The following is a 26,620-nucleotide window of genomic DNA, read 5'->3' on the forward strand; positions in this document are numbered from 1 at the left end:
GGAGGGGGAGGGACATCTCTCGTTCGAGGGCGGAGCGGTCCAGGGGGTAGGGCTGGGTGCGGCCGGTGAAGGCGAAGCCGCGGCGGAGGTAGGAACGGATGGCGGGCTGGTTCTGCTCGTGCACGTCGAGCAGCAGGCGGTCGCCGCGGCCCCGCGCCCAGTCGATGACCGCGTCGAGGAGCGCATCCGTCATCCCGTGCTCGCGACCGCGCCACGCGGGCGTGACGTAGACGCCGACGAGGTACGGCTCGGCGGCGGGCGAAGACTGGAAGCCGCCCATGCTGCCGAGCCACCGGCCGTCGTCGGCGACCGCGGCGAACAGCCTGCTCGTCGAGCCGGTGTTCGCCGCACGCCGCCGCCAGTGCTCGTCGGGATGGGTCTGGGCGTGCTCGAGCGTCTCCAGGAACGCGATCGGAGCGTCCCGCAGCATCTCGAACCGGAGCGCGCGGTACTCCCGCCAGTCGTCCTCTGTGCTGGCGCGGACGACCCAGCCCGTCACGGTCAGTCCCGGCCGGCCAGCAGGGTCTCCGCCTCCGCGAGCAGGATCGCCGTGCACAGCCCGTCGAGTGCCGTCCGCAGCTCCGCGACCGGCGGGAACGTCGGGGCGATGCGGATGTTCGCGTCGCGCGGGTCCTCGCCGTACGGGAACGTCGCACCGGCCGGGGTGACCGCGATCCCGGCCTCCTTCGCCAGCTGCACCGCACGCTTCGCGCTGCCGTCGAGCACGTCGAGGCTGACGAAGTAGCCGCCCTTCGGCGCGTTCCAGGAGCCGGCGCCCCACGGCGCGAGCCGCTCGCGGAACGCCGCGTCGACCGCGGCGAACTTCGGCTCCAGGATGGCGCGGTGCTTCTCCATGTGCGTCGAGAGCCCTGCCGCGTCCTTCAGCAGCTGGACGTGCCGCAGCTGGTTCAGCTTGTCCGGCCCGATGCTCTGCGCGGTCGCGTTGTGCTGGAACCAGGCCACGTTGGCCTCCGAGGCGCCGAAGAAGGCGACGCCTGCTCCGGGGAAGGTCACCTTGGAGGTGGAGGCGAAGACCAGCGGCCGGTCCGGGTTGCCGGCCGCGGCAGCCAGCGCCAGCACGTCGATCGGCGCGGGGCGGTCGTCGCTCAGGTGGTGCACGGCGTAGGCGTTGTCCCAGAACAGCCGGAAGTCGGGGGCGGCCGGCAGCGAGACGAGCGCGCGCACGACCTCCTCGCTGTAGACGGCGCCGGTCGGGTTGGAGTAGACGGGCACGCACCACATGCCCTTGATGCTGTCGTCGGCGGCCAGCAGGGAGGCGACGGCCTCCACATCCGGGCCGTCCTCGTTCATCGGCACCGGGATCATCCGGATGCCGAAGCGCTCCACGATGGTGAAGTGCCGGTCGTACCCGGGCACCGGCGCCAGGAAGCTGATCGACTGCCGGCCCCACGGCAGCTCCCCGCCCGGAACGCCGTGGAGGAGCGCCTGCGCGATCGTGTCGTGCATGATCGTCAGGCTGGAGTTGCCGAGCGCCAGCAGCTGCGCCACGGGGACCCGCAGCGCGTCGGCGAAGATCGCGCGCAGCTCGGGCAGGCCGTTCGGGCCGCCGTAGTTGCGCAGGTCGGTGCCCGCCGCGTCGCGGTAGGCGCCGTCGGGCAGGTGCAGCAGGTCGTTCGAGAGGTCGAGCTGGTCGGCCGACGGCTTGCCTCGCGTGATGTCGAGGGCGAGGCCTGCGGCCTTCAGCTCGTCGTACGCCTGCGCGAACGCGGCGTGCGCCTCGCGGAGGGCGGCGGTGTCGAGGTCGGCGAGCGGTGCGGGGGAGAGCAGTGCGGAGGTCACGTGAACGATCGTACCGGCGCTGCTTCCCGCAACGCCCAGAGGACGTGTGCGAACATCCCGATTGTGAGCGACGAAGTGACCTGGATGCGCGGGCGGACCCGCGCGAAGATGGCGACCGCGATCGGCAGCGGCGTGATCGTGACCGTGCTGGTCGGCATCCTGGACGCCTGGCACTACGCGGTGATCGCGGGATGGGGTGCCGCGTGCCTGGTCTACATCACCTGGGTGTGGCTCGCCGTGTGGCGACTGGACGGTGTGCAGACCAAGCTGCACGCGACCATGGAGGACCCGGGCCGCCGGACGCTCGATCTGATCATCGTGCTGGCCTCGGCCGCGAGCGTGGCGGGCGTCGTGTACATCGTCGTGGACGCCAAGCACTTGAGCGGCGGCGCGCAGTTCGGGGTCGCCCTGCTCGCGGTGGTGAGCGTCGCCCTGTCGTGGACACTCGTCCACACCGTCTACACACTGCGGTACGCCCGGCTGTACTACCGGACAGGTGGCGGGATCGACTTCAATCAGAAGGCGGACCCGCGGTACAGCGACTTCGCGTACCTGTCGTTCACTCTGGGAATGACGTTCCAGGTGTCGGACACGGATGTGTCGAGCTCCGACATCCGGCAGACGATCCTGCACCACACGCTGCTGTCGTATCTCTTCGGCGCGGTCATCGTGGCCGCGACGGTGAATCTGATCGCCGGGCTCGGCTGAGAATCATCGCAGGTACGTGACGAACCGGTAGCGCAGTCCGCCTTCGCCGGTCAGCCACTCGCCTGCGTCGACGGACGCCCAGCCGTCGCCCGGCTCCGGAGCCTGCGTGTCGCCCGCGACATCGAGGTCGATCTCGGTGATCTCCAGCCGGTCGGCGCGGGGCAACGCCTCCCGGTACAGCTCGCCGCCTCCGGTGATCCAGACCGTGCCCGCGTCGCCGGCGGTCGCGAGCGCCTCGTCCAGCGAGTGTGCGACGACCGCGCCGGGCGCCGCCCAGTCCGCCTGGCGGGTGACGACGATGTTCGTACGGCCGGGAAGCGGCCGGTAGCGCTCCGGCAGTGACTCCCAGGTGCGGCGGCCCATGACGACCGGATCCTGGCCGGTGAGGGCCCGGAAACGCCGCAGATCCTCCGTCAGGTGCCAGGGCATGACGCCGCCCGCGCCGATCACCCGGTCGTTGGCCTGCGCCCAGATCAGCGCGAGGGTCATACGGCGACGGCGGCGCGGATCGCCGGGTGGTGCTGGTAGTCCTCCACGACGAAGTCCTCGAACCGGTAGTCGAAGATGCTGCCGGGCTTCCGGGTGAAGCGCAGGCGGGGGGCGGGGTAGGGGTCGCGCGTGAGCTGCTCGGTCACCTGCTCCACGTGGTTGTCGTAGATGTGGACGTCGCCTCCCGTCCAGACGAACTCGCCGGGCTCGAGGCCGACCTGCTGGGCGACCATCATGGTCAGCAGCGCATAGCTGGCGATGTTGAACGGGACACCCAGGAACATGTCTGCGCTGCGCTGGTACAGCTGGCAGGAGAGCTTTCCGTCGGCCACATAGAACTGGAAGAACGCGTGGCAGGGTGCGAGGGCCATCTGCGGGATGTCGGCGACGTTCCAAGCGGAGACGATGATGCGGCGGGAGTCCGGGTCGCTGCGCAGGGTGTCGATGACCTGCTGGATCTGGTCGATGTGCCGGCCGTCCGGGGCGGGCCAGGAGCGCCACTGGACGCCGTAGACCGGGCCGAGCTCGCCGTCGGCGTCCGCCCACTCGTCCCAGATCGTGACGCCGTTCTCGCGCAGCCAGCCCACGTTGCTGTCGCCGCGCAGGAACCAGAGCAGCTCGTACGCGATCGACTTGAAGTGCACGCGCTTGGTCGTGATGAGAGGGAAGCCCTCCGCCAGATCGAACCGCAGCTGCCGGCCGAAGACGCTGCGGGTGCCTGTGCCGGTCCGGTCGGATTTGTGCGTGCCGGTGGCCAGCACGTCGCGCAGCAGGTCCTCGTACGGGGTTGCGATCTCGCTCACACCCCCGATGGTACTTCCCCGCGTACCCTCTGCTCTCCCGTGCCCGGCGCGTCGTAATGTGGCCTCATGGACCGGGCACCGGAGAGCGAGCGGCACAGCGACGACGAGCTCGCCAGTGCGCTGGAGGAGGAGGTCGCCCGGATCACCACGGCCATCCCGATCGTGGTGCCGCGGAGCGAGCCGCGCGTGGAGGCCGCGCCGCAGGCCGGGACCGAGGAGCCGGACGACGCCGAGGAGTGGGCGGGGCCGCCGACAGAGCTCATCAGCTTCGACGACCTCCCGGTGCGGCGGGAGCCGACCGGGCCCGAACCGACGTTCAGCCCGTGGGTCGCGACAGCCGCCATCCCGATCCAGAGGCCCGACGCCGGAGCGGACGACGCCCCGCAGGCGCCGGAAGAGCAGGTCGCTCCGCCCGCGTTCCGTCCCGTCGCCCGGGCGGAGCCGCTCGACCTGGTGCCCGAGGAGCTGGCGCCGCGCGACTCCGAGCCCGTACCGCTCGTCACGGTCGCGCCGGCGGCCGCCGCCGCTCCGGTCTCTCCCGTCGCTTCCGCGGTCGATGCCGCACCCGTCCCCGCCCTCCCCACCCCGGACGCTCCCGTCTCGGCCTCGGTCCCGGCGGCGCACGTCGGGCGCCACCTCGACGGCGACGTGCCCGACGATGCCGACGACGCCCCCTCGGGTCCCGGGAACGGCGCCCACCGCGCCACCGCGCCCGTCTCCACGCCGCGCAGCGCCGACGCCGACGCCCTGCTCGGCGGCCGCCGCGCCGCGCCGGGCCCGTTCGCACCCGAGACCGCCGACCTCGAGCCGACAGCGGTCGAGCAGCGGCTGGGCCGCGCCTCCCGGATGTTCTGGCTGTGGTTCGCCGGCACCTCTTCGCTGATCAGCGTCGGAGTCGGCGCCACCCTCTTCGTGCTCGGGCTCAATCTGCGCCAGCTGCTCATCGCGACGCTCGTCGGGGTCGCGCTCTCGTTCCTCCCGCTCGGCGTCGGCACCCTCGCAGGCAAATGGAGCGGACAGCCGACGCTGGTGGTGTCGCGTGCGTCGTTCGGGATGCGCGGGAACATCGTGCCGACCGTCCTCGCTCTCATCGTCAAACTGTTCTGGGGCGCTGTGCTGCTCTGGCTCGCGGGCTCGGCAGCCGGATCGCTCACGGCTGCGGAGCAGTGGCCGGGCAGTCCTGTCATCGCGACGGCGGCGGCGCTCGCCGTGACCATCGTCGCCGCCGTGGCGGTCGCCTACGTCGGCTACGGACTCGTCGCCCGCGTGCAACTGGTGCTCACCATCGCCTCCGCCGTCCTCATCGTGCTGATGGTGGCCGCGACCTGGCGCCACGTGGACCTGGGCCGGGCCCTCTCCGTTCCGGACGCCTTCTGGACGCACGTGGTGACGGGAGCCGTCCTGGTCTTCAGCTACGTCGGCCTGGCCTGGGCGATGAGCAGCGCGGAGGTCGCCCGCTATCAGCGGCCGCGGTCGTCGGGCGGCGCGGCGATGCTGTGGGCGACGTTCGGCGCGGCGGTGCCGCCGTTCGTGCTCGTGTCGTACGGCGGCCTCCTCGCGGCCTCGAACCCCGGCTTCGCGGGCGAGCTGGCGCGCGACCCCGTCGCAGGCCTGGTGGGGCTCGGTCTCCCGGCCTGGTACCCGGTGCCGCTGCTCCTCGCGGTCGGGCTGTCCCTCGTCTCGGCGCTCGTGCTGACCATCTACTCGGCGGGTTTCACCCTCGACGCGGCCGGCGTCCGGCTCGGCCGGCGCTGGAGCACGCTCCTCGCCGGCGCCGCGATCGCCGTGGTGGGCGGCGTGCTCGCGGCGACGGTGACCGACCTGTCCACGGTCGTGCGTGGCATCCCCACGGCCCTGTCGGTACCGGTCGCCGCGTGGGTCGGGGTGTTCTCGGGGGAGATGATGCTGCGCACCCGCCGGTTCCACCAGCCGTCGCTCGTGCGGCGGGGCGGCGTCTACCCGGACTGGCGCTGGGTGAACCTGGCGCTGCTCGCCGGGGGGACCGTCGTCGGGCTCGGGCTGATCAGCTCCGAGCTGCCCTGGCTTGGCTGGGAGGGCTACCTCTTCCGGCTCGGCGGGATCGATCCGCGCGCCGGGATCGGGGCGAGCAACGTCGGCGTGGTCGCCGCCTTGGCCGTCGGCCTGCTCGGCGCCCTCCTCACGGCGCCCGGCGCGGTGCGGCGGCAGGAGTCCGCACGAGGGTGATCCCGTTCTGCACAGCCGGGGCACTTGTCCACATGACCGCTTCCGCCCGGTCGTCGCGGGGACGCATCCCGTAGGCTGAACGACGTGCCCCACTCGCTCAACTCCGTCCGTGACACCGTCGAACGACTGTGGCCGCTCTCGGGTGCAGAGGGGTGGGATGCCCCCGGGCTGGTCGCGGGCGATCCGGCCGCGCCGGTGGAGCGCATCCTGCTCGCGGTCGACGCCGTCTCCGCCACGGTCGACGAAGCCGTCGAGCTTGGCGCCGACCTGCTGATCGCCCACCACCCGCTGCTGCTCCGCGGCGTCACGAGCATCGCGGAGGACCGCTACAAGGGGGCTCTGCTCGCCCGCCTCATCCGCGGCGGCGTCGCCCTCTACGGCGCGCACACCACGGCCGACGTCGTCGCCGGCGGCACGAGCGACGTCCTCGCCTCCCGGCTGGGGCTGCGCGACACGACCCCGATCTCCCCGGCGGCCGACGGCGTCACCGGCATCGGCCGCGTAGGCGACCTGCCGGAGCCGACGACGCTCGGCCAGCTCGCCCGCACCGTCGCCGACCTCCTCCCGCCGACCGCGGGCGGGGTGCGCGCTGCGGGCGACTACCGGCAGCCGGTCACGCGCGTGGCCGTCTGCGGCGGCGCCGGAGACTCCCTGCTCTCCACCGAGGCCGTGCGCACCGCCGACGTGTACATCACCGCCGACCTTCGCCACCATCCTGCGTCGGAGGCCCGGGAGCAGGCCGTGTTCGGCGGCGGTCCCGCCCTCCTCGACGTCTCCCACTGGGCGAGCGAATGGCTCTGGCTCGACACCGCGGCCGAGCAGCTGCGCGAGGCGCTGCCCGGAGTGGAGGTCGTCGTGAGCGAACTGCGCACCGACCCGTGGGACTTCGCCATCCTGCAATGACCACCCAGCACGAAGGAAGCACCGCATCGTGAAAGCACTCCCCGCCGACCAGAACGAGCTGCTGCGCCTGCAGGCGGCCGACACCCGCCTCGCGCAGCTGCAGCACGCCACGAAGAACCTGCCGCAGGCCGCGGAACTCGCGAAGCTGCAGCCGGAGGTCGAAGCGCTGCGCGCCCGCTGGATCGCCGCCACCGGCGAGCTGGAGGACGCCCGTACCGAGTTGAAGCGGGTCGAGTCCGACGTCGAGGTCGTCGAGGCGCGCGTCAAGCGCGACACCGACCGCGTGCAGCAGACCTCCTCCGTCAAAGACGTCCAGGCCCTGGAGGCCGAGCTCGCCTCGCTCGCCAAGCGGAAGGATGACCTGGAGGAGATCGAGCTCTCGGTGATGGAGCGGGTCGAGGGCCTCGAGGAGGCCCTCGCCGCTGTCGACGCCGAGCGCTCGGAGCTGAGCGGCCGCGTCCAGGCGCTGGAGGCGCAGCGCGACGAGGAGGCCGGCAAGCTCGAGGCCCAGAGGAAGGCGCTCGCCGCCGACCGGGAGACGATCGCCGGTGCGCTGCCGGCCGACCTGATCGAACTGTACGAGCGCCAGCGCGCCCGGTACGGCATCGGAGCCGCCGCGCTCGTCCGCGGCGTCTCCATGGGCTCGAACGTGAAGCTCACCGAGTCCGACCTCTCGGAGATCCGCCGGGCGGCGGCCGACGATGTCGTGCTCTGCCCGGACAGCGGCGCCATTCTGGTCCGCGGGGAGGACTCCGGCCTCTGAGGGCCGCGAGCCCGCGCCTCCAGCCGCCTGCGCTATCGTGGAGGCCGGAATGGGTCGGCAAGACGGTCGCGTCGGTCCGCGTCAGCGGGCCGCCGAGGAACGTCCGGGCTCCGCAGAGCAGGGCGGTGGGTAACACCCACCCGGGGCAACCCGCGAGAAAGTGCAACAGAAAGCAGACCGCCGGGGGCTCACGCCCCCGGTAAGGGTGAAACGGTGGTGTAAGAGACCACCAGCGGCCGGGGCGACCCGGCCGGCTGGGTAAACCTCGCCCGGAGCAAGGTCGTACAGGGGACCATGAGGCTGCTCGTCTCGTCCCCGGGTAGACCGCTGGAGGGCGGCGGCAACGTCGTCCCGAGATAGATGGCCGTCCGCGGCGCTCACGCGCCGTGACAGAACCCGGCGTATCAGCCGGCCCATTCCCCCTCCGGGCCTCTGCGTGCCCGGAATGCACCGCGCCACCGCGTAGCTATGCAGGCCCCCACATCTGTTGGGCTGCTACCTGTGGCGGTCCTCTCCGAATGCCGTGCCTAAACGCTATGCATGTATTTAGAACTTGAATTTCAGTACGTATTTCCATAATGTGTAGAGGTCTGACACGAAAGGAGATAGCCATGGAACTCACCATCGAGACGCCTCGTGAGGAGAAGGTCGACTTCGCCGTCCTCTACGGCAGCAAGGTCAACTGACCCGGCAGAGGGGGCGCCGGCTCTACCGGCGCCCCCTCCTTTCTGAAACAGGATCCTCATGCGAATCCGAGTGAACGCCCCGATGCCATCTCCGATCTCCTTCGGCACGGTGAAGGAGATTCTCCGAAGCGTCGGTCTGACGCCCGAGCTAGCCGAAGGCCGCCTCGCGCAAGCCGTCCGCCTTTACTACCCGCTGGACCGACAGCTGGCCGAGCGGGTGCGGGCTGAAGCGATCAGCCTGACAGACGGTGCCATCGCGAGTGAACAGATCAGGTATTTCCAGACCCGACGTGTGCGCCGAAACCACGTCATGGTGACGGAGCACATCAGTTCCGTGAGTGGAAGCGTCGACTTGGAGATCGGCTCCTGCGACTCGATCGATGCGCCCAGTCGGGAATTCCTTTCCATCGCCTCACGGATCGCGGGCTGGAATGTCACCTATTCCTCCGCCAGTATCCCTGCCGCCGAGGAAGCCGTCCATCACGGCGAGGGCTGCCTCAAAGAAGCCCTTCGCGACGAGTCCATGGCAGATGAACTGGCGGAAGCCGCGTGGGAATTCATCAACGTCGGGGACGCGTGGACAGGAACCGCCCTTGGTCGACGACTCCTGGCCCGCGAACGAAGCGCACGCGTCTGGAGTCTACTCGCCATCGGTCATGCCATGCTCCGCGAAACCGAGAAGGCCGAGTTCTACTACGACGAATGGGCGCGACGCGGAGACTCAATGGATAAGGTCCGAGCGCTCTACGGCAAGTCGATGCTCTACGCCCGCCACCATCCGGACGGCCTTCGGGACACCGACATGGCCGCCGCGTGTCTCGACCACGCCTACGGGATCATAGGGAATCTATCCGAGCTCGAGCGTGCGCACGATGACGTCGTATTCGAGGAAGTCTTCAATAGGAACGGGTTCGCCTTGGTGTTGTTTCGGCGCGGCCACGTCGACGAGGCGCTCGATCTTCTGAAGGATGGCATAACGCGCCTGAGCGCGACGACAGAGCGCGTGGCGATTCACCGTTCCGTTCTGATCTACAACCTGGCCCAGTGCCACAAGCAATTGGGCGATATCGAGGCGGCGATACGGACGTTCGACCAACTGCTCGACGTCGACCCGTACATGGCGGAATACCACCTCGAAGCAGCGAAGTGTTTGTCGGCCGCGGGGGATCATGCACGCTCGGTCGAAGAGTGCGAGATCGCCGTCGCTCTGGACGACACCCTTGCGATCTCGTGGCGAATGCTCGGTCTGGCACATCTGTCGTGCGGGCGCCTTGACGCCGCGGTACACGCGTACAGCCGAGCCGTTGGGTTGGAGCCCGAGAACACGACCGGTCGCGCGGATGCCGCGTACGCATTCATTCGTGCGCATCGCTGTGAAGATGCGCTCGCCGTCCTGGAACCAGTCGAAATCGAGTCCCTGTCACCCGCCGAGATCGACCGGCACTTCTCGCTCAGCGCCGAAGCTCACCTGCGGCGCGACCGTGTTCAAAACGCTGTCGAGCAGTTGACGATCGGAATGCGAATGAATTCTTCGTCGCAGGTACTGGCTCTGAACCTGGAAAAGGTTGCGGCTCGCCGATGAGGAACCTGTCGCTTCGGACCCAGGTGGGGGTCTTCTCAGCGCTCTTCGCGTCCGGGATGTGGATGGCGAAGGTCGCACAGCCTCTGCACTACGAGGGTGCCGGCGCCCTCGTGGCCTTCGGAGTCGGGTACGGGGTGATGGCGTGCGTGGGGGGCCTCTCCTTCGCATGGGGGGCGATCGCAGATCGCTTGGGCGGGCTGACCGCGACCAGGACGGGAATCCTTCTCTACGCCGTAGGGATAGCCGGTCGTGTGTTCACCGACCTCCTGCCAACAGTCGCCTTCTCGGCCATCGCGGGGGCAGGCGCATCTCTTGCCCTCGTCGGACTACGTCCCTGGATCCGCTCTGCCGCGACCGACGATCTCCTTCCCCGCGTCATCGCAACACGGAGCCTCGGGAGCCAGGTCGGCGTCTTCGTGGGCACCCTCGGGGCGGCTGGCCTCTTCCTCCTCTTCCACGAGGGAGCCCGAGGAACGACAACCGCCCTGCTTCTCGCCGCCCTCCTCGCCCTAATGGGATTCGCTTGGATGCTGACGATACGCGCAGGCGCGCCGGTGCGGTCGGTGCAGACGGAGGACCGAGCGGGGGAGAATCGGCGGCGTTGGCGGCCGATCGCTGCGAAGTTGGCAGTCGTCGGACTTCTTTCCGGGTTCTATGTCAGTACCATCACCCCCTATCTGCCGCTATACCTGACGAGCGCGGGCATGACGGACGCGGCCGCGGCCACGGTCATTGCGGCGATGAGCGTCGTCCAGATGGGAGCGACGGCGATCCTCGCCCGGAGGGGGAGGAATTCTCGACCGTTGGCGCTGTTTCTGATCACCGAGCTCTCGGCGGGGCTGATCACCCTAGGACTCGCTCTCGCTCTCGGCCTGGCGCCGACGCTGATCGTCCTCCTGTTTCTCGCTCGGGCGGCGTTGGTCGCCATTGCGGTCACCGCCGAGGAGACCATTCAGTACGCAGTCATCCCGGGAAATGCCGCCGGGTTCGTCTTCGGGATTTCGCAAACGGCGTTTCTCATCGGTGACGCGCTCGGGGGATTCATCGGGGGCCCAATCTGGACGGCGTGGGGGCCAGTGCCGCTAGCAATCGTGGCCGGGGTGGCGACGGTAGTGAACGCGGTGCTGCTGCCCGTGCTCTTCTGGAATCGGGCGGCCCAAGGCAGGAGGCTTGCGGTCGATGTCGGTTCTTAGCCTCTTTGAGGAAGACCACCTTCGACCCGTGGCCGTTGTTGAGAACACGCTCTGGATGTTCAGCCGGCTCGATGGCCGCCTCTACTCCCGCCCACCGGACTATCGATCTCACGCTATCCCTGAGGGTCGTGCCGCGTACATCATTCCCGGTGATCATCGTCTGTTCTGCATCACGCGATCCGGTGGCGGGGTGCGCGTCGAGGAGTTCGTCATCTCGTCGTCTGATCTCGGGTCGCGTCGAGTGTTCCAACATCCGATGCAGATGGACTCTGGCATTCGTGTGACTGGGTTCATTCGTGCGCACGCCGGCCGCAGAAGCGTCGTTCTGAGTACGCCTGGAGCTGGCGTCTCTCTTGTCATGGATGTCGAGACCGGGATCGCGTCCTCGATAAGGCACGATCCTCGGGCGGCTCTCAAAGGCTTTGCGGGGGAGGGATCTCCTGTGTTCGCCGGCGGAGGGCGAGTGACCGTGGGCCAAGGGACCGCCGCAACGAGCAGCGAGGGAGAACTGGTCGACATCATCTCAGGTGGTGTGCTGATCCGGAGGGCTTTTAGGGGTCGTCGAGAGTTCGCCGTAGTCGACCGCTCCGGATCGCGCCGGATTGCGCCGCCGGAAGGGTGGATGCCCATCGAGGCCGTGTTCGGCGCAGACGGCAGCGTCCACATGACTTGTCTGAGTCCGAGGCTGGGTTACGGTGTATGGCGCGATGACGGAGACGACGTGAGCCTGCTTCGGGGAACGCCTCAGCTCTTCGCCCTCGCCGGAGGACCGCCGGTCCTGCGCATCGCAGGCAGCCGGGCGGGCTCCAGGTGGATGCGGGGCACTCGCGAATGGGGAGGCAGCGCGTCGGCCAGGTCGGCGATCCGCGTCGACCGCGTCTGGATCGGGGGCATGCCCTGCGTGCGCCTGAGCCGGCGCCGTTCGCGGGCTGTCGTCGTGTCATTCCACGGTGGACCGGACAGCCATGAGTGGGACGATCTACGTTATGGCGGGGTATATCGCACTCTTCTCAACCGCGGCGTTGATGTCCTTATCGTCAACGCACCGGGGTCCTCTGACTTAGGGCGCTCATTTCACGAGGCTCCGTGGCGAAGGTGGCGGGAACACGCCACCGCTGCCGGGAGAGCGCTGCGCACCTACTGCGACGTGCATTACCGGCGCACGATCGCCCTCGGCGTCAGCTTCGGATCTTGGTTTGCCGCACTCGCAGCAGACGAAATGGGCGCGGAGGCCGTCGTCGCCATGTCGCCCGTTCTCAGGCTGGCGCCCCATCTTCGCGGGCATGCCGGACAAGACGCCGAACTCGCTCGGTGGGCTACCGCACGTTTCGGGGTCGACTGCGAAAGCGCGGTCGAAGGTGACGACGCGATCATCCGGTCGCGCACACCCATTCTCGCGCTCGTTCCTCGTGCGGATGAGGTGATTGCGAAGGTGCATGCCGTCCCCATCCGCTTACGCGATGTGTCGGTCCACGAGGTCCCGGGTCGCCACTACCCGACGACGACCGCTGATGCCGAGGCACGCTGGAGCGCCCTTCTCGCCGCTATTGAGGAAGTCCTCAGAGCGCATCCTTCGGCTCAGTCGTCGGCGGCTCTGTCCGCAAGGCCCTCCGGATCGAACCGGTACCCCATCCCCGGCTCGGTGAGCAGGTAGCGCGGACGAGAGGGCTCCGGCTCCAGCTTCTTCCGCAGCTGTGCGAGGTAGAGGCGCAGGTAGCCGGTGTCGGTCGTGTACTGCGGACCCCACACCTGGGTCAGCAGGGACTGGCGCGTCACCAGGCGGCGCGGGTTGCGCAGCAGCAGCTCCAGGATCTGCCACTCCGTCGGGGTGAGCCGGACGCTGCGGACCGTCCCGTCGGCTTCGCGACGGGTCACCTGACGCGCGGCGAGGTCGACCGTCACGTCGCCGAAGACGACCACCGGTTCGTCCGCCGCACTGGGCTGGCGGCGGGTGAGGGCGCGGATGCGCGCGAGCAGCTCGTCGGCGGCGAACGGCTTCGTGACGTAGTCGTCGGCTCCCGCATCGAGGGCGTCCACCTTGTCGGCCGAACCCGTGCGGCCGGACACGACCAGGATGGGCACCGCCGTCCAGCCGCGCAGTCCCTCGATCACCTCGATGCCGTTGAGCTGCGGCATCCCGAGGTCGAGCATCACGAGGTCGGGGTGGTGGTCGACCGCGACGCTCAACGCCTCGGCTCCGGTGCGGGCGGTCAGGACCTCGTAGCCGCGAGCGGTCAGCAGGATGCGCAGGGCGCGCAGGATCTGCGGGTCGTCGTCGGCGATCAGGATCTTCTTCACGGGGCCGTCCCTTCCGCCGCCGGCAGCGAGACCACCATGGTGAGCCCGCCGCCCGGGGTGTCCTCCGCCTCGAGCGTGCCGCCCATGCCCTCCACGAAGCCCTTCGAGAGGGCGAGACCCAGACCGATCCCGGCGTCGTTGTCCGTGTCGGACAGCCGCTGGAACGGGGCGAACACCGCCTCGCGGCGCTCCGGCGGGATGCCCGGACCGCGGTCGACGACGCGCAGCTGCACCGTCCCGGCGAAGGCGCTCGCCGCAAGCACGGGCGGGGTGCCGGCCGGGCTGTAGCGGAGGGCGTTGCCGAGCAGGTTCACCAGGACGCGCTGCAGCAGCACGGCGTCCGCGCGAAGCGGCGGCAGGTCGGGGGAGAGGTCGAGCTCCACGTCGCCCGGTCCGACGCCGAGCTCATCGAGCGCGGGCAGCACGACGTCGTCCAATTCGGTCGGGGTGAGCGAGACCCCGAGCACGCCGGCCTGCACCCGGCTCGCGTCGAGCAGGTCGGTGACGAGGGAGGCGAGGCCGCGGAGGCTGTCCTCCGCCGTCTCCAGCAGAGCTTCGCGGTCGTCCTCGTCGAGTGCGAGATCCTCTTGGCGCAGAGTGGTCACTGCCGCGGTGGCGGCGGCGAGCGGCCGGCGCAGGTCGTGGCCGACCGCCGCCAGGAGGGCGCTGCGCACCCGGTCGGCCTCGGCGAGCGGAGCCAGCTCGGCGGCGGTCGCGGTGAGGGCGCGGTGCTCGATGGCTGCCTCCAGCTGGGCCACGATCGCCGAGAGCAGCCGCCGGTCGCCGGCCTCCAGGTCGCGTCCCCGCAGCTCCAGCACGGTGCGCGAGCGTGCAGCTGCGTTCGCCTCGGCGCCACGGACAGTGAGCGGGATGGTCAGCTCCGGCTCGGCGGTCGACGGGGACGCAGGCGGCGCCGCGGTCGCCGCGGCACCCGTCTCCTCCGCCGTCCCGACGTCGGACGCGATGACCTCCCGGCCACCGTCGGGACCGGTCGTGACCAGCTCCACGGAGGTCAGACCGAACGCCTCGCGCGTGCGCTCGACGAGCGCCTGCACGGCGTCCTCACCCCGGATGACGCCGCCGGCGACGGTGGCGAGCAGCTCGGCCTCGGCAGCCGCGCGCTGGGCCGAGCGGGTGCGACGTGCGGCCTGGTCGACCACCAGGCTGACGAGGGCCGCGATGATCACGTACAGGATGAGGGCGAGCAGGTGCAGCGGCTCGCCGACCGTGATCGTGTACAGCGGGTCGACGAAGAAGAAGTCGAGGGTCAGCCCCGACAGCAGGGCGGCGAACAGGGCGGGCCAGATGCCGCCGACGAGCGCCACCACGACGACGAGCAGCTGGTAGCTGAGCACGTCGGCGGTCATCGACTCGGGCGAGCGGGAACTGGTGAGCAGCAGCGTCAGCAGCGGGCCGCCGACCAGGGCGAGTAGGAAGCCGTAGACTCGGCGCCGCACCGTCAGGCCGCCCTTGGGCCGGGGGAGGGAGAAGCGGCCGCCGGCACGTGCGTGCGAGACGATGTGCACGTCGATGTCGCCGGACTCGCGGATGACGGTCGCCCCGATCCCCGGGCCGGTCAGCAGCGCGGACAGCCGGCTGCGCCGCGAGACGCCGATCACCAGCTGCGTGGCGCTCTCGCCCCGCGCGAACTCCACCAGCGCGCGCGGGATGTCGTCGCCGACGACCTGATGGTAGCTTCCGCCCAGCTGCTCCGCCAGGGCGCGCTGCCGCGCGAGGATGCCGGGCGCCGCGTCCCGCAGACCGTCCTGGCTGGTGACGTGCACGGCGAGCAGGTCTCCGCCGGCGCTCCGGGCGGCGATGCGCGCGCCGCGGCGGAGCAGCGTCTCGCCCTCCGGGCCGCCGGTCAGGGCCACGACCACGCGCTCCCGCGCCTCCCAGGTGCCGGCGATGCCGTGCTCCGCGCGGTACTGCTGCAGCGCGTTGTCGACCTCGTCGGCGAGCCACAGGAGCGCCAGCTCGCGCAGCGCGGTCAGGTTGCCGAGCCGGAAGTAGTTCGAGAGGGCTGCATCCACCCGTCCCGCCGGGTAGACGACGCCTTCGGCGAGCCGGTCGCGCAGCGCCTGCGGGGCGAGGTCGACCAGTTCGATGCGGTCGGCGCGCCGCAGCACGGCGTCGGGGATGGTCTCGCGCTGCGGGACACCGGTGATCTGCTCCACCACGTCGTTCAGCGACTCGATGTGCTGGATGTTGACGGTCGAGATCACGTCGATCCCCGCATCCAGCAGGGCGTCCACGTCCTGCCAGCGCTTCTCGTGCTCGGAGCCGGGTGCGTTGGTGTGCGCCAGCTCGTCGACCAGCGCGAGCGCCGGGGCGCGCTGCAGCACGGCGTCCAGGTCGAGCTCGGTCAGGGTGACGCCGCGGTGCTCGACCGTGCGGCGCGGGATCAGCTCGAACCCGTCGAGCAGCGCCGCGGTCGCCGTGCGGCCGTGCGTCTCGACCAGGGCGACGACGACGTCGGTGCCCTGACGGCGGAGACGTTCGCCCTCCTCGAGCATGGCGAACGTCTTGCCGACGCCCGGTGCCGCACCGAGCATCACCCGCAGGCGACCCCGAGCCATGTCCGTTACGCCGGCGTGGGCGCGGGGGCGTCGTCCGGCGTCGCCACCTCGCCGCTGCGGCCGCGCTCACCGCGATCGCGCCGCTCGCCGCGCACGGCAAGAGCGGCCGCGCCCAGGATGCCCGCGTTGTTGCGGTGGACGGCCGGCACGATAGGGGTCTTCAGGGTCAACAGGGGAAGGAACTCCTGGTAATTCTTGGAGACGCCGCCGCCCACGATGAAGAGGTCGGGGGTGAACAGGAACTCGACCGTCGTGTAGTACTTCTGCAGGCGCTTCGCCCACTTCTCCCAGCTGAGGTCCTCGCGCTCCTTCGCCGAGTAGGCGGCGCGCGACTCGGCGTCATGGCCGTCGATCTCCAGGTGCCCGAGCTCGGCATTCGGGATGAGGATGCCGTCGTAGATGAGCGCCGACCCGATGCCCGTGCCGAGCGTGGTCATGATGACCAGTCCGTCCTTGCCCTTGGCGGCACCGAAGCGCGTCTCCGCGTACCCGGCGGCGTCGGCGTCGTTCACGAAGTGGATGTCGCGTTCGAGCGCCCGCTCGAACAGGTCCTCCGCGTGGAGGCCGATCCAGTCCTTCGAGACGTTCGCCGCCGAGAGGGTGACGCCGTGGCTGACGATGGCGGGGAAGCACACGCCGACGGGCGCCTCGGGCTCCTCCTTCGCCAGCTGGTCGACGATCTCCTTCGTCGTCTCCACGATGTCGTCGGGCTTGCCGCCCGAGGGTGTGGGCAGCTTGACGCGGTCGCTGACGAGCTCGCCGGTCGTCAGATCGACCAGAGCCCCCTTGATCCCCGTGCCGCCGATGTCGATGCCGATCGCGTGCTTCTGCGAAGTCATGTGTCGAATCTACCGCGCCGCGGGACGCCGAGGTCGGCGCGGACCGTTAGGGGAGCGTGAGGATCTCCGCGCCGCGCTCGGTCACGACCAGGGTGTGCTCGAACTGGGCCGTGAGGCTGCGGTCGCGGGTGACGACCGTCCAGTCGTCCGCCCACATCTCCCACTCGTGCGTGCCGAGCGTGAGCATCGGCTCGATCGTGAACACCATCCCCGGCTCCATCACATCGTCGAACGCGGGCGCGGCGTCGTAGTGCGGGATGATCAGCCCGGAGTGGAAGGCCGCGCCGACGCCGTGCCCGGTGAAGTCGCGCACAACGCCGTACCCGAACCGCTTCGCGTACGACTCGATCGCCCGGCCGATCACGTTCACCTGGCGGCCGGGCGCGACCGCCTTGATGCCGCGGGCGAGCGCCTCGCGCGTGCGGTCCACCAGCTGCGTCACCTCGTCGGAGGCGGTGCCGGCGATGAAGGTCTGGTTGCTGTCGCCGTGGAAGCCGTTCTTGTAGGCGGTGATGTCGATGTTGACGAGGTCGCCCTCTTCGATCACCGTGTCGTCCGGGATGCCGTGGCAGATGACCTCGTTGACTGAGCTGCAGATCGACTTCGGGTAGCCGCGGTAGCCGAGGGTGGAGGGGTAGGCGTCGTTCGCCAGCAGGAACTCGTGACCGATGACGTCCAGCTCTTCGGTCGTGACGCCGGGGCGGACCGCCTCGCCCACGAGCGTGATCGCCTGCGCGGCGATGCGCCCGGACTCGCGGATCAGCTCCACCTCGTCGGGCGTGTAGACGTCGCCGCGGGTGTACGGCGCGGGACCCGGGCGTCCCACATACTCGGGGCGTGGGATGCGGCTCGGCACCGGGCGCATCGGGCTGACGCGGCCGGGCACGAGGTGACCGGCGGAATCCTTGGGCATACCATCAACCTTATGACGAGCGACGAGTACGGCATCAAGCAGGACGCCGAGCACAAGTACTGGTACAACATGAAGACCGGCGAGGTCGAGCAGGGCTTCCTGTCGCCCGCGCCGAATCGCGTCGGCCCGTTCGACACCCGCGACGAGGCCGAGCACGCCCTCGAGAAGCTCCGCGAGAACTCCGCCAAGTGGGCCGAAGAGGACGCCGAGGAGAACCGCTGACCCTTCCTGCTTGACGCGACACGCTGTCCGCGGCGCCGGCTCGGCGGCGTGTCGCGTCAACCAGGCGTCAGAAGCTGTGCTCGTCGGTGGGGAAAGTACCGGCCTGCACGTCCGCCTTGTAGGCGCGGGCGGCGTCGCCGAGGATCGTCTTCAGATCGGCGTACTGCTTCACGAAGCGCGGGACGCGGCCCGTCGTCAGGCCCGCCCAGTCCGTCCACACCAGCAGCTGGCCGTCGGTGTGAGGGCCCGCGCCGACGCTGATCGTCGGGATCCGCAGTTCGGCAGTGACCCTCTTCGCCACCTCCGCTGGCACCATCTCCAGCACCACCGCGAACGCCCCCGCCTCCTCGACCGCGTGCGCGTCGGCGAGGAGCTCGTCGGCGGCGTCGCCCCGGCCCTGCACCAGGTGGCCGCCGAGGCCGTGCTCGCTCTGCGGGGTGAAGCCGATGTGCGCCATCACAGGGATGCCCGCATCGACGATGCGCCGGATCTGCTCGGCGCTGCGACGGCCGCCCTCCAGCTTCACCGCGTGCGCCCCGGTCTCCTTCATGAAGCGGACGGCGGTGTGCAGGGCCTCCAGCGGACCGGTCTCGTACGACCCGAACGGCATGTCGGCGACGACGAACGCGCGCTTCACGGCCTTCGCGACCGCACGGGTCAACGGGATGAGGTCGTCGATGGTGACCGGGAGCGTCGTGTCGTAGCCGAGCACGTTGTTCCCGGCCGAGTCGCCGACGAGCAGGAAGTCGATCCCGGCCTCGTCGAAGATCTGCGCGGTCAGCATGTCGTAGCTGGTCAGCCCGGTGAACGGAGCCCCCTCCTCCTTCGCCGCCTGGAAGTGGCGGGTCCGCACCCGCTTCAACGCTTGCATCGACGACGTCGTGGGATGGACGGAGGGCACCGGTGACTGCTCACTCATGCGGCTCAGTCTAGTGACGGGCACGGACAGCGCGGCTCACGCGGGGACGGGCTCGTACAGGCCGCGCTTCTTCGCCTCCGCGGCGAGTCGCTTGTCGAAGGTGATGAGGGGGAGGTCGTTGTATACGGCCGTGGCGAGCGCGCAGGCGTCGGGCATCCGGAGTCCGTGCTCGGCTCGGATGCGAGCGACGACCATCGGCTCGTCGTCTCCGAGCTCAGCGGGTGCGACACCGGCCCGGCGCAGGTCTTCGTACGCTTCGAAGCCCCGGCCGGCGCGCTCGGGTGTGATGAGAGCCTCCCCGATGTTCAGCGGATGCACCCAGAACCTGAAGCCGGCGCGGAATACCCGCGTCGCCGCAGCATGATGTGCGTCGTGCGGGTTCAGGAGTCCGATCAGCACGCCGGCGTCGAGGACGACGGTCACTCCGGCCAGCCTTCACGGATGGAATCCAGGCTCTCGAAATGAAGGTCGGCATAGCGTGCGCTCATCCGCTCCAACATGGCCAGGCGGTCGCTCTGCTCGGCGGCACGCTCATCGCGGAGTGACCTCTCACCCTCTTCGATGAGGTGCAGGAGGAGCTTTCCATCAGACTCGTCCGGCCACGTTTCGCGCGCCGTCTGCAGCGCGCGCACAACGGGTGGCGTATGGGTGACCTGGGTGCGGAGCAGCTGCGTCGGCATGGTCCTGAGTGTACCACGCAGACATCGGGTGTTGCACCGCCGTTTCGGCCCGTGCATCCACTCGTCAGCCACTAGTCTGGGAACGGCCGAGGAAAGGGGCAGGATGGACAAGCAGCGCGACTTCGTTCTTCGCACGATCGAGGAGCGTGGCGTCAAGTTCGTGAGGCTCTGGTTCACCGATGTCGTCGGCACTCTGAAGTCCGTCGCGATCGCGCCGGCCGAGGTCGAGGGCGCCTTCAGCGAGGGGCTCGGCTTCGACGGCTCGGCCATCGAGGGCCTGACCCGCGCCTACGAGTCCGACCTGCTCGCGCTGCCGGACGCGACCACCTTCCAGATCCTGCCGTGGCGGGGCGAGATCGACCCGACCGCGCGCATGTTCTGCGACATCACGACTCCCGACGGCCAGCCCTCGGTGTCCGACCCGCGCAACGTGCTCAAGCGCACGCTCGAGAAGGCGGCCGACCGCGGGTTCACGTTCTACACGCACCCCGAGATCGAGTTCTACCTGCTCAAGTCGTCGTCGTTCGGCGAGGAGGGCCCCGAGCCCGTCGACTCGGCCGGCTACTTCGACAACGTCCCCGGCGGCACGGCCCACGACTTCCGCCGCCGCTCGGTGCGCATGCTGGAGGACCTCGGCATCTCCGTGGAGTTCAGCCACCACGAGGCCGGCCCCGGTCAGAACGAGATCGACCTCCGCTACGCCGACGCCCTCACGACCGCGGACAACATCATGACCTTCCGCACGGTCATCAAGGAGGTCGCGATCGAGCAGGGCGTGTACGCCACGTTCATGCCCAAACCGCTCTCCGGGCACCCGGGCTCCGGGATGCACACCCACATGTCCCTGTTCGAGGGCGACACCAACGCCTTCTTCGAGCCGGGGGCGCAGTACCAGCTGTCCAAGGTCGGCCGTCACTTCATCGCGGGCCTGCTCCGGCACGCTCCCGAGATCACCGCCGTGACCAACCAGTTCGTCAACTCGTACAAGCGCCTATGGGGCGGCGACGAGGCGCCCAGCTTCGTCAGCTGGGGTCACAACAACCGGTCGGCGCTCGTGCGCGTTCCGCTGTACAAGCCGAGCAAGGGTCAGAGCTCGCGGGTCGAGTACCGCGCGATCGACTCGGCCGCGAACCCGTACCTCGCCTTCTCGCTGCTGCTCGCCGCGGGCCTCAAGGGCATCGAGGGCCAGTACGACCTGCCGCCGGAGGCCGAGGACAACGTCTGGGCGATGTCCGACGCGGAGCGCCGCGCACTCGGCTACAACCAGCTGCCGGCGAGCCTCGACCACGCCATCTCGCTCATGGAGGACTCGGAGCTCGTCGCCGAGACGCTGGGGGAGCAGGTCTTCAACTACGTCCTGCTCAACAAGCGCAAGGAGTGGGCGGAGTACCGCGCCCAGGTCACACCGTACGAGCTGCGCACGAACCTCGAGATCCTCTGATCCGTTCGCCGTGACCAGGCCGCCGCTCTCCCTCACCGCGCTGGCGCGTGCCGGGTTCGTGAGGCTGAGCTCCGTGCGCGCCGAACTCGACGAGCTGGCGGAGCTGAGCGGGCTCGACCCGGAGGTTCTGCTCGGCGCGCTGTCGGCGGCGGCCGATCCGGACAGCGCGCTCTCCTCCGTCCTGCGGCTGCTGCGTCAGGCGCCGGATCAGGCGCGCGCCGCGCTCGGAACCGAGGATGCGGCACGGCGGCTGTTCCGGGTCGTCGGAGCGTCCGAGGGAGTCGCCGAGTTCTTGCTGCGCCATCCCTGCCAGCTGGATGCCCTCGCCCGGCCAGTGCTCGCCCTGCCCGACGCGGTGGAACTGCGTGACGACCTGCTCGACTCGGTCGGAGCCACCGACGGCGTCGCCGCGGAGGCCGACGAGGCCCTGTGGACGGCGCTCCGCATCCGCTACCGCCGCCGGCTGGTGCAGCTGGCGAGCTTCGACCTCGAGCAGGCCGATCCCGTGGCGGGTTTCGACAGGGTCGCAGTCGCCCTCTCCGACCTCGCCTCCGCCGCGCTGGAGGCGTCGCTCGCCGTCGCCCGGCGGATGACGATGGGCAGCGGCCCCGGCCGGTTCCCCGAGGAGCAGGTGCGAGCGACGCCCCTCGCCGTGATCGGGATGGGCAAGGCGGGTGCGCGCGAGCTCAACTACCTCAGCGACGTCGACGTGATCTTCGTGACCGACGGCGTCGAGTCCGCGGACCTCGCGCCCGGCCGCGCGGTCGACATCGCGACCCGCCTGGCGATGCTGACGATGCGCGGCATCCACGAGCCGGCCATCGAGCCCGGCCTGTGGGAGGTCGACCCGAACCTGCGGCCCGAGGGCAAGGACGGAGCCCTGGTGCGCACGCTCGACTCCCACGTCGCCTACTACGACCGCTGGGCGAAGGGCTGGGAGTTCCAGGCCCTGCTGAAGGCGCGCCCGCTCGCCGGCGACCACGCGCTCGGCGAGCGGTATGTCGCGGCGCTCGCCCCGAAGGTGTGGAGCAGCGCGTCCCGCGAGAACTTCGTCGAGCAGGTGCAGCGGATGCGCGAGCGCGTGACCGACCACATCCCGGACGACGAGGTGCACTACCAGCTGAAGCTCGGCCCGGGCGGGCTGCGCGACGTCGAGTTCACCGTCCAGCTGCTGCAGCTCGTCCACGGGCAGACCGACGACGAGGTGCGGCAGCGCGACACGCTGTCCGCCCTCGCCGCACTGGCGGCCCAGGGGTACGTCGGGCGGGAGGAGGCGGCGACCTTCTCGCACGACTACCGGTCGCTGCGGCTCATGGAGCACCGGCTGCAGCTTCGGCGGCTCACCCGCACGCACCTGATGCCGCGCGACGAGGCCGACGTCCGCATCCTTGCCCGTGCCACGGGCCTCGCACCCAGCGCCGACCAGCTGCTCACGACCTGGAACGAGATCAAGCACCGCGTCCGCGGCCTCCACGAGCGACTGTTCTACCGGCCCCTGCTCAGCGCGGTCGCCGCGGCCCCCGCCGAGGACGCCCGCCTGGCCGGCGGCGCCGGGCTCACCACGGAGCAGGCCGAGGCGCGGCTGGCGGCGATCGGCTTCCGCGACCCGCGCGGTGCCCTCGCCCACATCGCCGCGCTGACCTCCGGCGTCTCCCGCCGGGCGACCATCCAGCGCCACCTGCTCCCGGTGATGCTGCAGTGGTTCGCCGACGGCCCCGACCCCGACTACGGGCTGCTGACCTTCCGCCGGCTCAGCGAGGAGCTCGGCAGCACGCACTGGTACCTCCGGATGCTGCGCGACTCGACCGGTGCCGCCCAGCGCCTCACCCGGGTGCTGTCCGGGTCGCGGTTCGCGGGCGAGCTTCTCGGCCGCATCCCGGAGTCGGTCGCGTGGCTGGAGGCGGACGACGAGCTGCGCCCGCGCACGGCGGCCATGCTCGCGGAGGAGACCGCGGCGATCCTGGCCCGGCACGACTCCGTCGACTCGGCCGCCGCCGCGCTGCGGGCGATCCGCCGGCGCGAGATCCTGCGGCTCGCCGTCGCGGGCATCCTCGGCTTCGTCACGATCGAGGAGCTCGCCCACGGTCTCACCGTCGTCACCGAGAACACCATCGCGGGCGTCCTGCAGGCGATCCGCACGGCGCGCGGCGACGAGGGCGACCTCGAGTTCGCGGTGATCGGGATGGGACGCTTCGGCGGCCGGGAGCTGGGCTTCGGCTCCGACGCCGACGTCATGTACGTGTTCCGTCCGCTCGCCGCCGACCAGGAGGCCGCCAACCGCGGCGCGCTGGCGATCGTCTCCGAGCTGAACCGGCTCACGGAGGACAACCGTCTCCCGCTCGACCTCGACATCGGTCTGCGCCCGGAGGGGAAGAACGGACCCCCCGTGCGGTCGCTGGAGTCGTACCGCGCCTACTATCGCCGCTGGTCGCTGACCTGGGAGGCGCAGGCGCTCCTGCGTGCCCGCGGGGTGGCGGGCTCCCCGCAGCTGCTCGCCGATTTCGACGAGCTCGCGGACGAGGTGCGCTACCCGGCCGAGATCGGCGAGCAGGCGGTGCGCGAGGTCAAACGCATCAAGGCGCGGGTGGAGAGCGAGCGGCTGCCGCAGGGCGCCGACCCGTCGCGCCACCTGAAGCTCGGCCGCGGCTCGCTGAGCGACGTGGAGTGGTTCGTGCAGCTCATTCAGCTGGAGCACGCGGCGGCCGTGCCCGACCTGCGGACCACTTCGACGCTGGATGCGCTGGCGGCCGCCGCGGAGCACGGTTTCGTCTTGGAGGAGGACGCAGCCCGCCTGCGCGACGCCTGGGTCTTCGCCTCCCGGACCCGCTCGGCGATGACCCTGTGGACCAACAAGACCGCGGACGTCCTCCCGTCCGACCGGGTCGCGCTGGACGGCGTCGCCCGTCTGTTGGAGTACCCGCCCGGTTCGGCGAGCCGGTTGGAGGAGGACTACCTGGCGGTGACGCGCCGCGCCCGCCAGGTGTTCGAGCGCTCGTTCTACGGCGTGCCGCAGCGTCCGGCGCCGACCGGCTGACGCGCTCTTCGCGCCCGTCACCGCTGCCGCAGTCGTGCCGCCTTGGCGAGCAGCACGCCGCGCTCCCGTTCGTTGCCGGCGAGTCGCGCTGCGGTCGTGAGCTCGGACACCGCCTCCTCGGTCCGGCCGAGCTGGGCGAGCAGTTCGCCGCGCACGCTGGGGAGCAGGTGCGACTCGCGCAGCACGCCGCGCTCGGCCAGCTCGTCCGCGATGCGGAGGGCGTTCGCCGGTCCGGTCGCCATCGAGACCGCCGCGGCCCGGTTGAGTTCCACGACCGGGCTGGGCGCGATGCGGCCGAGCGCCTCGTAGAGAAGGACGATGCGGTCCCAGTCGGTCTCCTCCGTGCTCGGCGCGACCGCATGGCATTCCGCGATCGCCGCCTGCAGCCCATAGGGGCCGCGGCCGCGGCCGAGCGCGTCCGCCCGCACGAGTGCGTCGCGCCCGCGCCGGATCTGCGCGCGGTCCCAGCGCGATCGGTCCTGGTCGGCGAGGAGGATCGGCGAGCCGTCGGGACGCGTCCGGGCGGCGAACCGGGACGCCTGCAACTCCATCAGCGCGACCAGGCCGTGCGCCTCCGGCTCGCGGGGGAGCAGCGCCGCGACCATCCGGCCCAGCCGCAGCGCCTCCGCGGCCAGGTCGGCGCGCATCCACTCGCGGCCGCTGGTCGCCGCGTAGCCCTCGGTGAAGACGAGGTAGACCACGCTCAGCACGCCCTCGAGCCGTTCCTTCCACTCGGCGGGCTCCGGTGTGCCGAACGGGATGCGCGCGGCCTCGATCGTCTTCTTGGCGCGCACGATGCGCTGCTGGACGGTGGCGACCGGGACGAAGTACATCCGTGCGATCTCCTCCCTGCTCAGCCCCGCGACCACACGGAGCGTGAGCGCGACCTGCGCCTCACGCGAGAGCACAGGATGGCAGGCCGTGAACACGAGGCGCAGCACGTCGTCGTCGATCGGCTCCCAGCGGTCCTCGGCGGTGGCTTCGAGCGTCGCCGCGATCGCGCGGTAGCGTTCGTCCAGCCCGTCGCGCCGGCGCCACTGGTCGATCGCCCGCCGCTTGGCGACGGCGGTGAGCCAGCCGCCCGGGTTGTCCGGCACACCGTCCCGCGGCCACGCCCGCAGCGCTTCGACCAGGGCCTCCTGGGCGAGGTCCTCGGCGAGGCCGACGTCGCCGCTGATCTTCGCGAGCGTCGCGACCACGCGCGCCCCGTCGATGCGCCAGACGGCGTCGACCGTCGCCGAGCTGTCGTTCATCAGGCGTTCTCGGCGGCGGCCCGCCACTCCTTCTCCTTCTGCAGGTACTCGTTGTCCTCGAAGCCGGCGAAGTCGCTCTCGTCGGTCACGCGTCGCACCTCCAGCTTCGACCCGGGGCCGAGCGGGCAGCGCTTCGCCCACTCCACCGCCTCCTCCTTCGACGACACCTCCAGCATCCAGAAGCCGTTGAACAGCTCGTGGATCTCGCCGTAGGGGCCGTCGGTCACCGCCGGCGGCGTGGCCGAGAAGTCGACGACGAACCCGGTCGTCTCGATGTCGTCCGAGAGCCCCTCGCCGGCCAGCAGGACGCCGGCGGAGACGAGCTGCTCGTTGTACTGGCCCATCCGCGTGATCACTTCGTTGAAGTCCATCCCCTCGTAGGCCTCCTTGGCCTCCTGGGTCGCGCGCATGATCAGCATGTACTTCATGGGGTTCTCCCTCGAGCTCCGGGTGCGCTTCTCGCACCCTCCTATCATCGTGTCGAACGGGGAGAGGAAAGGTCGACACCGATACTGGAAGAAGTTCTTCGATGCGCCGGGAACGCGAAAGGGCCGCACCCCGGAACGGGATGCGGCCCTCGCGTGTGTCAGGCGATCAGACGCCGTAGTACAGCTCGTACTCGAACGGGTGCGGGCGCTGCGCGAGCGGCTTGATCTCCTTCTCGCGCTTGTACTCGATCCAGGTCTCGATGAGCTCCGGGGTGAACACGCCGCCTGCCGTCAGGAAGTCGTGGTCGGCCTCGAGCGCGTCGAGCGCCTCACCGAGCGACGCCGGCACCTGGGGGATGTTCTTGGCCTCCTCGGGCGGAAGCTCGTAGAGGTCCTTGTCGACCGGCTCGTGCGGCTCGATGCGGTTCTTGATACCGTCGAGGCCCGCCATCAGCTGCGCGGCGAAGGCGAGGTACGGGTTTCCGGACGCGTCGGGCGCGCGGAACTCGATGCGCTTCGCCTTCGGGTTGGAGCCGGTGATCGGGATGCGGATCGATGCCGAGCGGTTGCCGGCCGAGTAGACCAGGTTGACCGGGGCCTCGAAGCCGGGGACCAGGCGGTGGAACGAGTTCACCGTCGGGTTGGTGAAGGCGAGCACCGCCGGGGCGTGCTTGAGCAGGCCGCCGATGTACCAGCGCGCGATGTCGGACAGGCCGCCGTAGCCGGCCTCGTCGTAGAACAGCGGCTTGCCGTCGTTCCACAGCGACTGGTGGGTGTGCATGCCCGAGCCGTTGTCGCCGAAGAGCGGCTTGGGCATGAAGGTCGCCGTCTTGCCCCACTCGTTCGCCGTGTTCTTGACGATGTACTTGAACTTCAGGATGT

The 26,620-nt window shown here is 70.3% G+C and carries 24 protein-coding genes and 1 other RNA gene; 11 read left to right on the plus strand and 14 right to left on the minus strand.

From position 1 onward, the window contains the following. Nucleotides 1-499: GNAT family N-acetyltransferase (locus HNO83_RS19410; RefSeq protein WP_175339182.1), on the minus strand; the 499-nt coding region annotated here is incomplete at its 3' end. A gap of 2 nt (nucleotides 500-501) precedes the next feature. Continuing rightward, nucleotides 502-1,800 (minus strand): aspartate aminotransferase type Ic, encoded by a 1,299-nt coding sequence (locus HNO83_RS19415; protein WP_349627324.1) that lies wholly within the window; start codon nucleotides 1,798-1,800, stop codon nucleotides 502-504. A 63-nt stretch (nucleotides 1,801-1,863) separates the two neighbouring features. On the opposite strand from HNO83_RS19415, the gene HNO83_RS19420 reads away from it, so the two are divergent. After that, entirely contained in the window at nucleotides 1,864-2,508 is a 645-nt protein-coding gene (locus HNO83_RS19420) for a DUF1345 domain-containing protein (protein ID WP_349627325.1), read from the plus strand. Between the two features lie 3 nt (nucleotides 2,509-2,511). Here the strand turns inward: HNO83_RS19420 and HNO83_RS19425 are convergent, their stop codons facing one another. Both HNO83_RS19425 and HNO83_RS19430 read right to left on the minus strand, forming a co-directional pair. Continuing rightward, on the minus strand, nucleotides 2,512-2,997 hold the full coding sequence (locus HNO83_RS19425) for a dihydrofolate reductase (protein WP_175339184.1): 486 nt from the start codon (nucleotides 2,995-2,997) through the stop codon (nucleotides 2,512-2,514). After that, nucleotides 2,994-3,800, minus strand: coding sequence for a thymidylate synthase (locus tag HNO83_RS19430; protein ID WP_175339185.1), 807 nt, complete (start codon nucleotides 3,798-3,800; stop codon nucleotides 2,994-2,996). Before HNO83_RS19430 ends, HNO83_RS19425 begins: the two co-directional genes overlap by 4 nt. A gap of 66 nt (nucleotides 3,801-3,866) precedes the next feature. Between HNO83_RS19430 and HNO83_RS19435 the strand changes: the two genes are divergently transcribed. The 7 genes from HNO83_RS19435 (at nucleotide 3,867) to HNO83_RS19465 (ending at nucleotide 12,786) form a co-directional block, all read left to right on the plus strand. Further along, a complete protein-coding gene (locus tag HNO83_RS19435; RefSeq protein WP_175339186.1) occupies nucleotides 3,867-6,005 on the plus strand; it encodes a cytosine permease in 2,139 nt (712 codons plus the stop codon). Nucleotides 6,006-6,089: 84 nt separating this feature from the next. Next, nucleotides 6,090-6,908 (plus strand): Nif3-like dinuclear metal center hexameric protein, encoded by an 819-nt coding sequence (locus tag HNO83_RS19440; RefSeq protein ID WP_175339187.1) that lies wholly within the window; start codon nucleotides 6,090-6,092, stop codon nucleotides 6,906-6,908. Between the two features lie 28 nt (nucleotides 6,909-6,936). Further along, nucleotides 6,937-7,671: a zinc ribbon domain-containing protein gene (locus HNO83_RS19445; protein ID WP_175339188.1), complete on the plus strand. Its 735-nt coding sequence runs from the start codon at nucleotides 6,937-6,939 to the stop codon at nucleotides 7,669-7,671. Between the two features lie 50 nt (nucleotides 7,672-7,721). Beyond that, an RNA gene (gene rnpB, locus HNO83_RS19450) (RNase P RNA component class A) lies at nucleotides 7,722-8,091 on the plus strand. Between the two features lie 324 nt (nucleotides 8,092-8,415). Continuing rightward, a complete protein-coding gene (locus HNO83_RS19455; protein ID WP_175339189.1) occupies nucleotides 8,416-9,939 on the plus strand; it encodes a tetratricopeptide repeat protein in 1,524 nt (507 codons plus the stop codon). After that, nucleotides 9,936-11,132 (plus strand): MFS transporter, encoded by a 1,197-nt coding sequence (locus HNO83_RS19460; RefSeq protein ID WP_175339190.1) that lies wholly within the window; start codon nucleotides 9,936-9,938, stop codon nucleotides 11,130-11,132. The genes HNO83_RS19455 and HNO83_RS19460 overlap by 4 nt, the downstream gene beginning before the upstream one ends. Beyond that, nucleotides 11,119-12,786 (plus strand): alpha/beta hydrolase, encoded by a 1,668-nt coding sequence (locus HNO83_RS19465; protein WP_175339191.1) that lies wholly within the window; start codon nucleotides 11,119-11,121, stop codon nucleotides 12,784-12,786. Before HNO83_RS19460 ends, HNO83_RS19465 begins: the two co-directional genes overlap by 14 nt. Here HNO83_RS19465 and HNO83_RS19470 read toward each other — a convergent pair. From HNO83_RS19470 to map, 4 genes are read right to left on the minus strand one after another with little or no spacing between them, the layout of a single operon-like run. Then, a complete protein-coding gene (locus HNO83_RS19470) occupies nucleotides 12,711-13,430 on the minus strand; it encodes a response regulator (RefSeq protein ID WP_175339192.1) in 720 nt (239 codons plus the stop codon). The genes HNO83_RS19465 and HNO83_RS19470 overlap by 76 nt on opposite strands. After that, entirely contained in the window at nucleotides 13,427-16,009 is a 2,583-nt protein-coding gene (locus HNO83_RS19475) for an ATP-binding protein (RefSeq protein WP_175339193.1), read from the minus strand. The genes HNO83_RS19470 and HNO83_RS19475 overlap by 4 nt, the downstream gene beginning before the upstream one ends. Nucleotides 16,010-16,014: 5 nt before the next feature. Further along, nucleotides 16,015-16,848, minus strand: a complete 834-nt coding sequence (gene ppgK / locus HNO83_RS19480; protein ID WP_175339194.1) for a polyphosphate--glucose phosphotransferase — start codon at nucleotides 16,846-16,848, stop codon at nucleotides 16,015-16,017. Nucleotides 16,849-16,894: 46 nt separating this feature from the next. Then, entirely contained in the window at nucleotides 16,895-17,761 is an 867-nt protein-coding gene (gene map / locus HNO83_RS19485; RefSeq protein WP_175339195.1) for a type I methionyl aminopeptidase, read from the minus strand. Nucleotides 17,762-17,773: 12 nt separating this feature from the next. Here map and HNO83_RS19490 point away from each other — a divergent pair, with 12 nt between their 5' ends. Beyond that, the gene (locus HNO83_RS19490) at nucleotides 17,774-17,983 is read left to right on the plus strand and encodes an SPOR domain-containing protein (RefSeq protein ID WP_115697159.1); all 210 of its coding nucleotides are present in this window, start codon (nucleotides 17,774-17,776) and stop codon (nucleotides 17,981-17,983) included. 67 nt (nucleotides 17,984-18,050) lie between these two features. Here the strand turns inward: HNO83_RS19490 and panB are convergent, their stop codons facing one another. From panB to HNO83_RS19505, 3 genes are read right to left on the minus strand one after another with little or no spacing between them, the layout of a single operon-like run. Then, nucleotides 18,051-18,902, minus strand: coding sequence for a 3-methyl-2-oxobutanoate hydroxymethyltransferase (gene panB, locus HNO83_RS19495; protein WP_175339196.1), 852 nt, complete (start codon nucleotides 18,900-18,902; stop codon nucleotides 18,051-18,053). Nucleotides 18,903-18,938: 36 nt separating this feature from the next. After that, the gene (locus HNO83_RS19500) at nucleotides 18,939-19,325 is read right to left on the minus strand and encodes a type II toxin-antitoxin system VapC family toxin (protein WP_175339197.1); all 387 of its coding nucleotides are present in this window, start codon (nucleotides 19,323-19,325) and stop codon (nucleotides 18,939-18,941) included. After that, nucleotides 19,322-19,582 (minus strand): hypothetical protein, encoded by a 261-nt coding sequence (locus tag HNO83_RS19505; RefSeq protein ID WP_175339198.1) that lies wholly within the window; start codon nucleotides 19,580-19,582, stop codon nucleotides 19,322-19,324. The genes HNO83_RS19500 and HNO83_RS19505 overlap by 4 nt, the downstream gene beginning before the upstream one ends. Nucleotides 19,583-19,685: 103 nt before the next feature. Between HNO83_RS19505 and glnA the strand changes: the two genes are divergently transcribed. Together glnA and HNO83_RS19515 are read left to right on the plus strand one after the other, a co-directional pair. Then, on the plus strand, nucleotides 19,686-21,023 hold the full coding sequence (gene glnA / locus HNO83_RS19510; RefSeq protein ID WP_175339199.1) for a type I glutamate--ammonia ligase: 1,338 nt from the start codon (nucleotides 19,686-19,688) through the stop codon (nucleotides 21,021-21,023). Nucleotides 21,024-21,033: 10 nt separating this feature from the next. Continuing rightward, nucleotides 21,034-24,057 (plus strand): bifunctional [glutamine synthetase] adenylyltransferase/[glutamine synthetase]-adenylyl-L-tyrosine phosphorylase, encoded by a 3,024-nt coding sequence (locus HNO83_RS19515; protein WP_175339200.1) that lies wholly within the window; start codon nucleotides 21,034-21,036, stop codon nucleotides 24,055-24,057. A 17-nt stretch (nucleotides 24,058-24,074) separates the two neighbouring features. Here HNO83_RS19515 and HNO83_RS19520 read toward each other — a convergent pair whose 3' ends face one another. From HNO83_RS19520 to HNO83_RS19530, 3 genes are all read right to left on the minus strand, one after another. Next, a complete protein-coding gene (locus HNO83_RS19520; RefSeq protein ID WP_175339201.1) occupies nucleotides 24,075-25,310 on the minus strand; it encodes an RNA polymerase sigma factor in 1,236 nt (411 codons plus the stop codon). Then, entirely contained in the window at nucleotides 25,310-25,738 is a 429-nt protein-coding gene (locus tag HNO83_RS19525) for a YciI family protein (RefSeq protein ID WP_175339202.1), read from the minus strand. Before HNO83_RS19525 ends, HNO83_RS19520 begins: the two co-directional genes overlap by 1 nt. A 166-nt stretch (nucleotides 25,739-25,904) precedes the next feature. Further along, nucleotides 25,905-26,620 (minus strand): glutamine synthetase family protein (locus HNO83_RS19530; protein ID WP_502708443.1); only part of this gene is annotated, 716 nt, incomplete at its 5' end.

This window comes from Leifsonia sp. C5G2 (assembly GCF_013359685.1).
GTDB lineage: Bacteria > Actinomycetota > Actinomycetes > Actinomycetales > Microbacteriaceae > Leifsonia.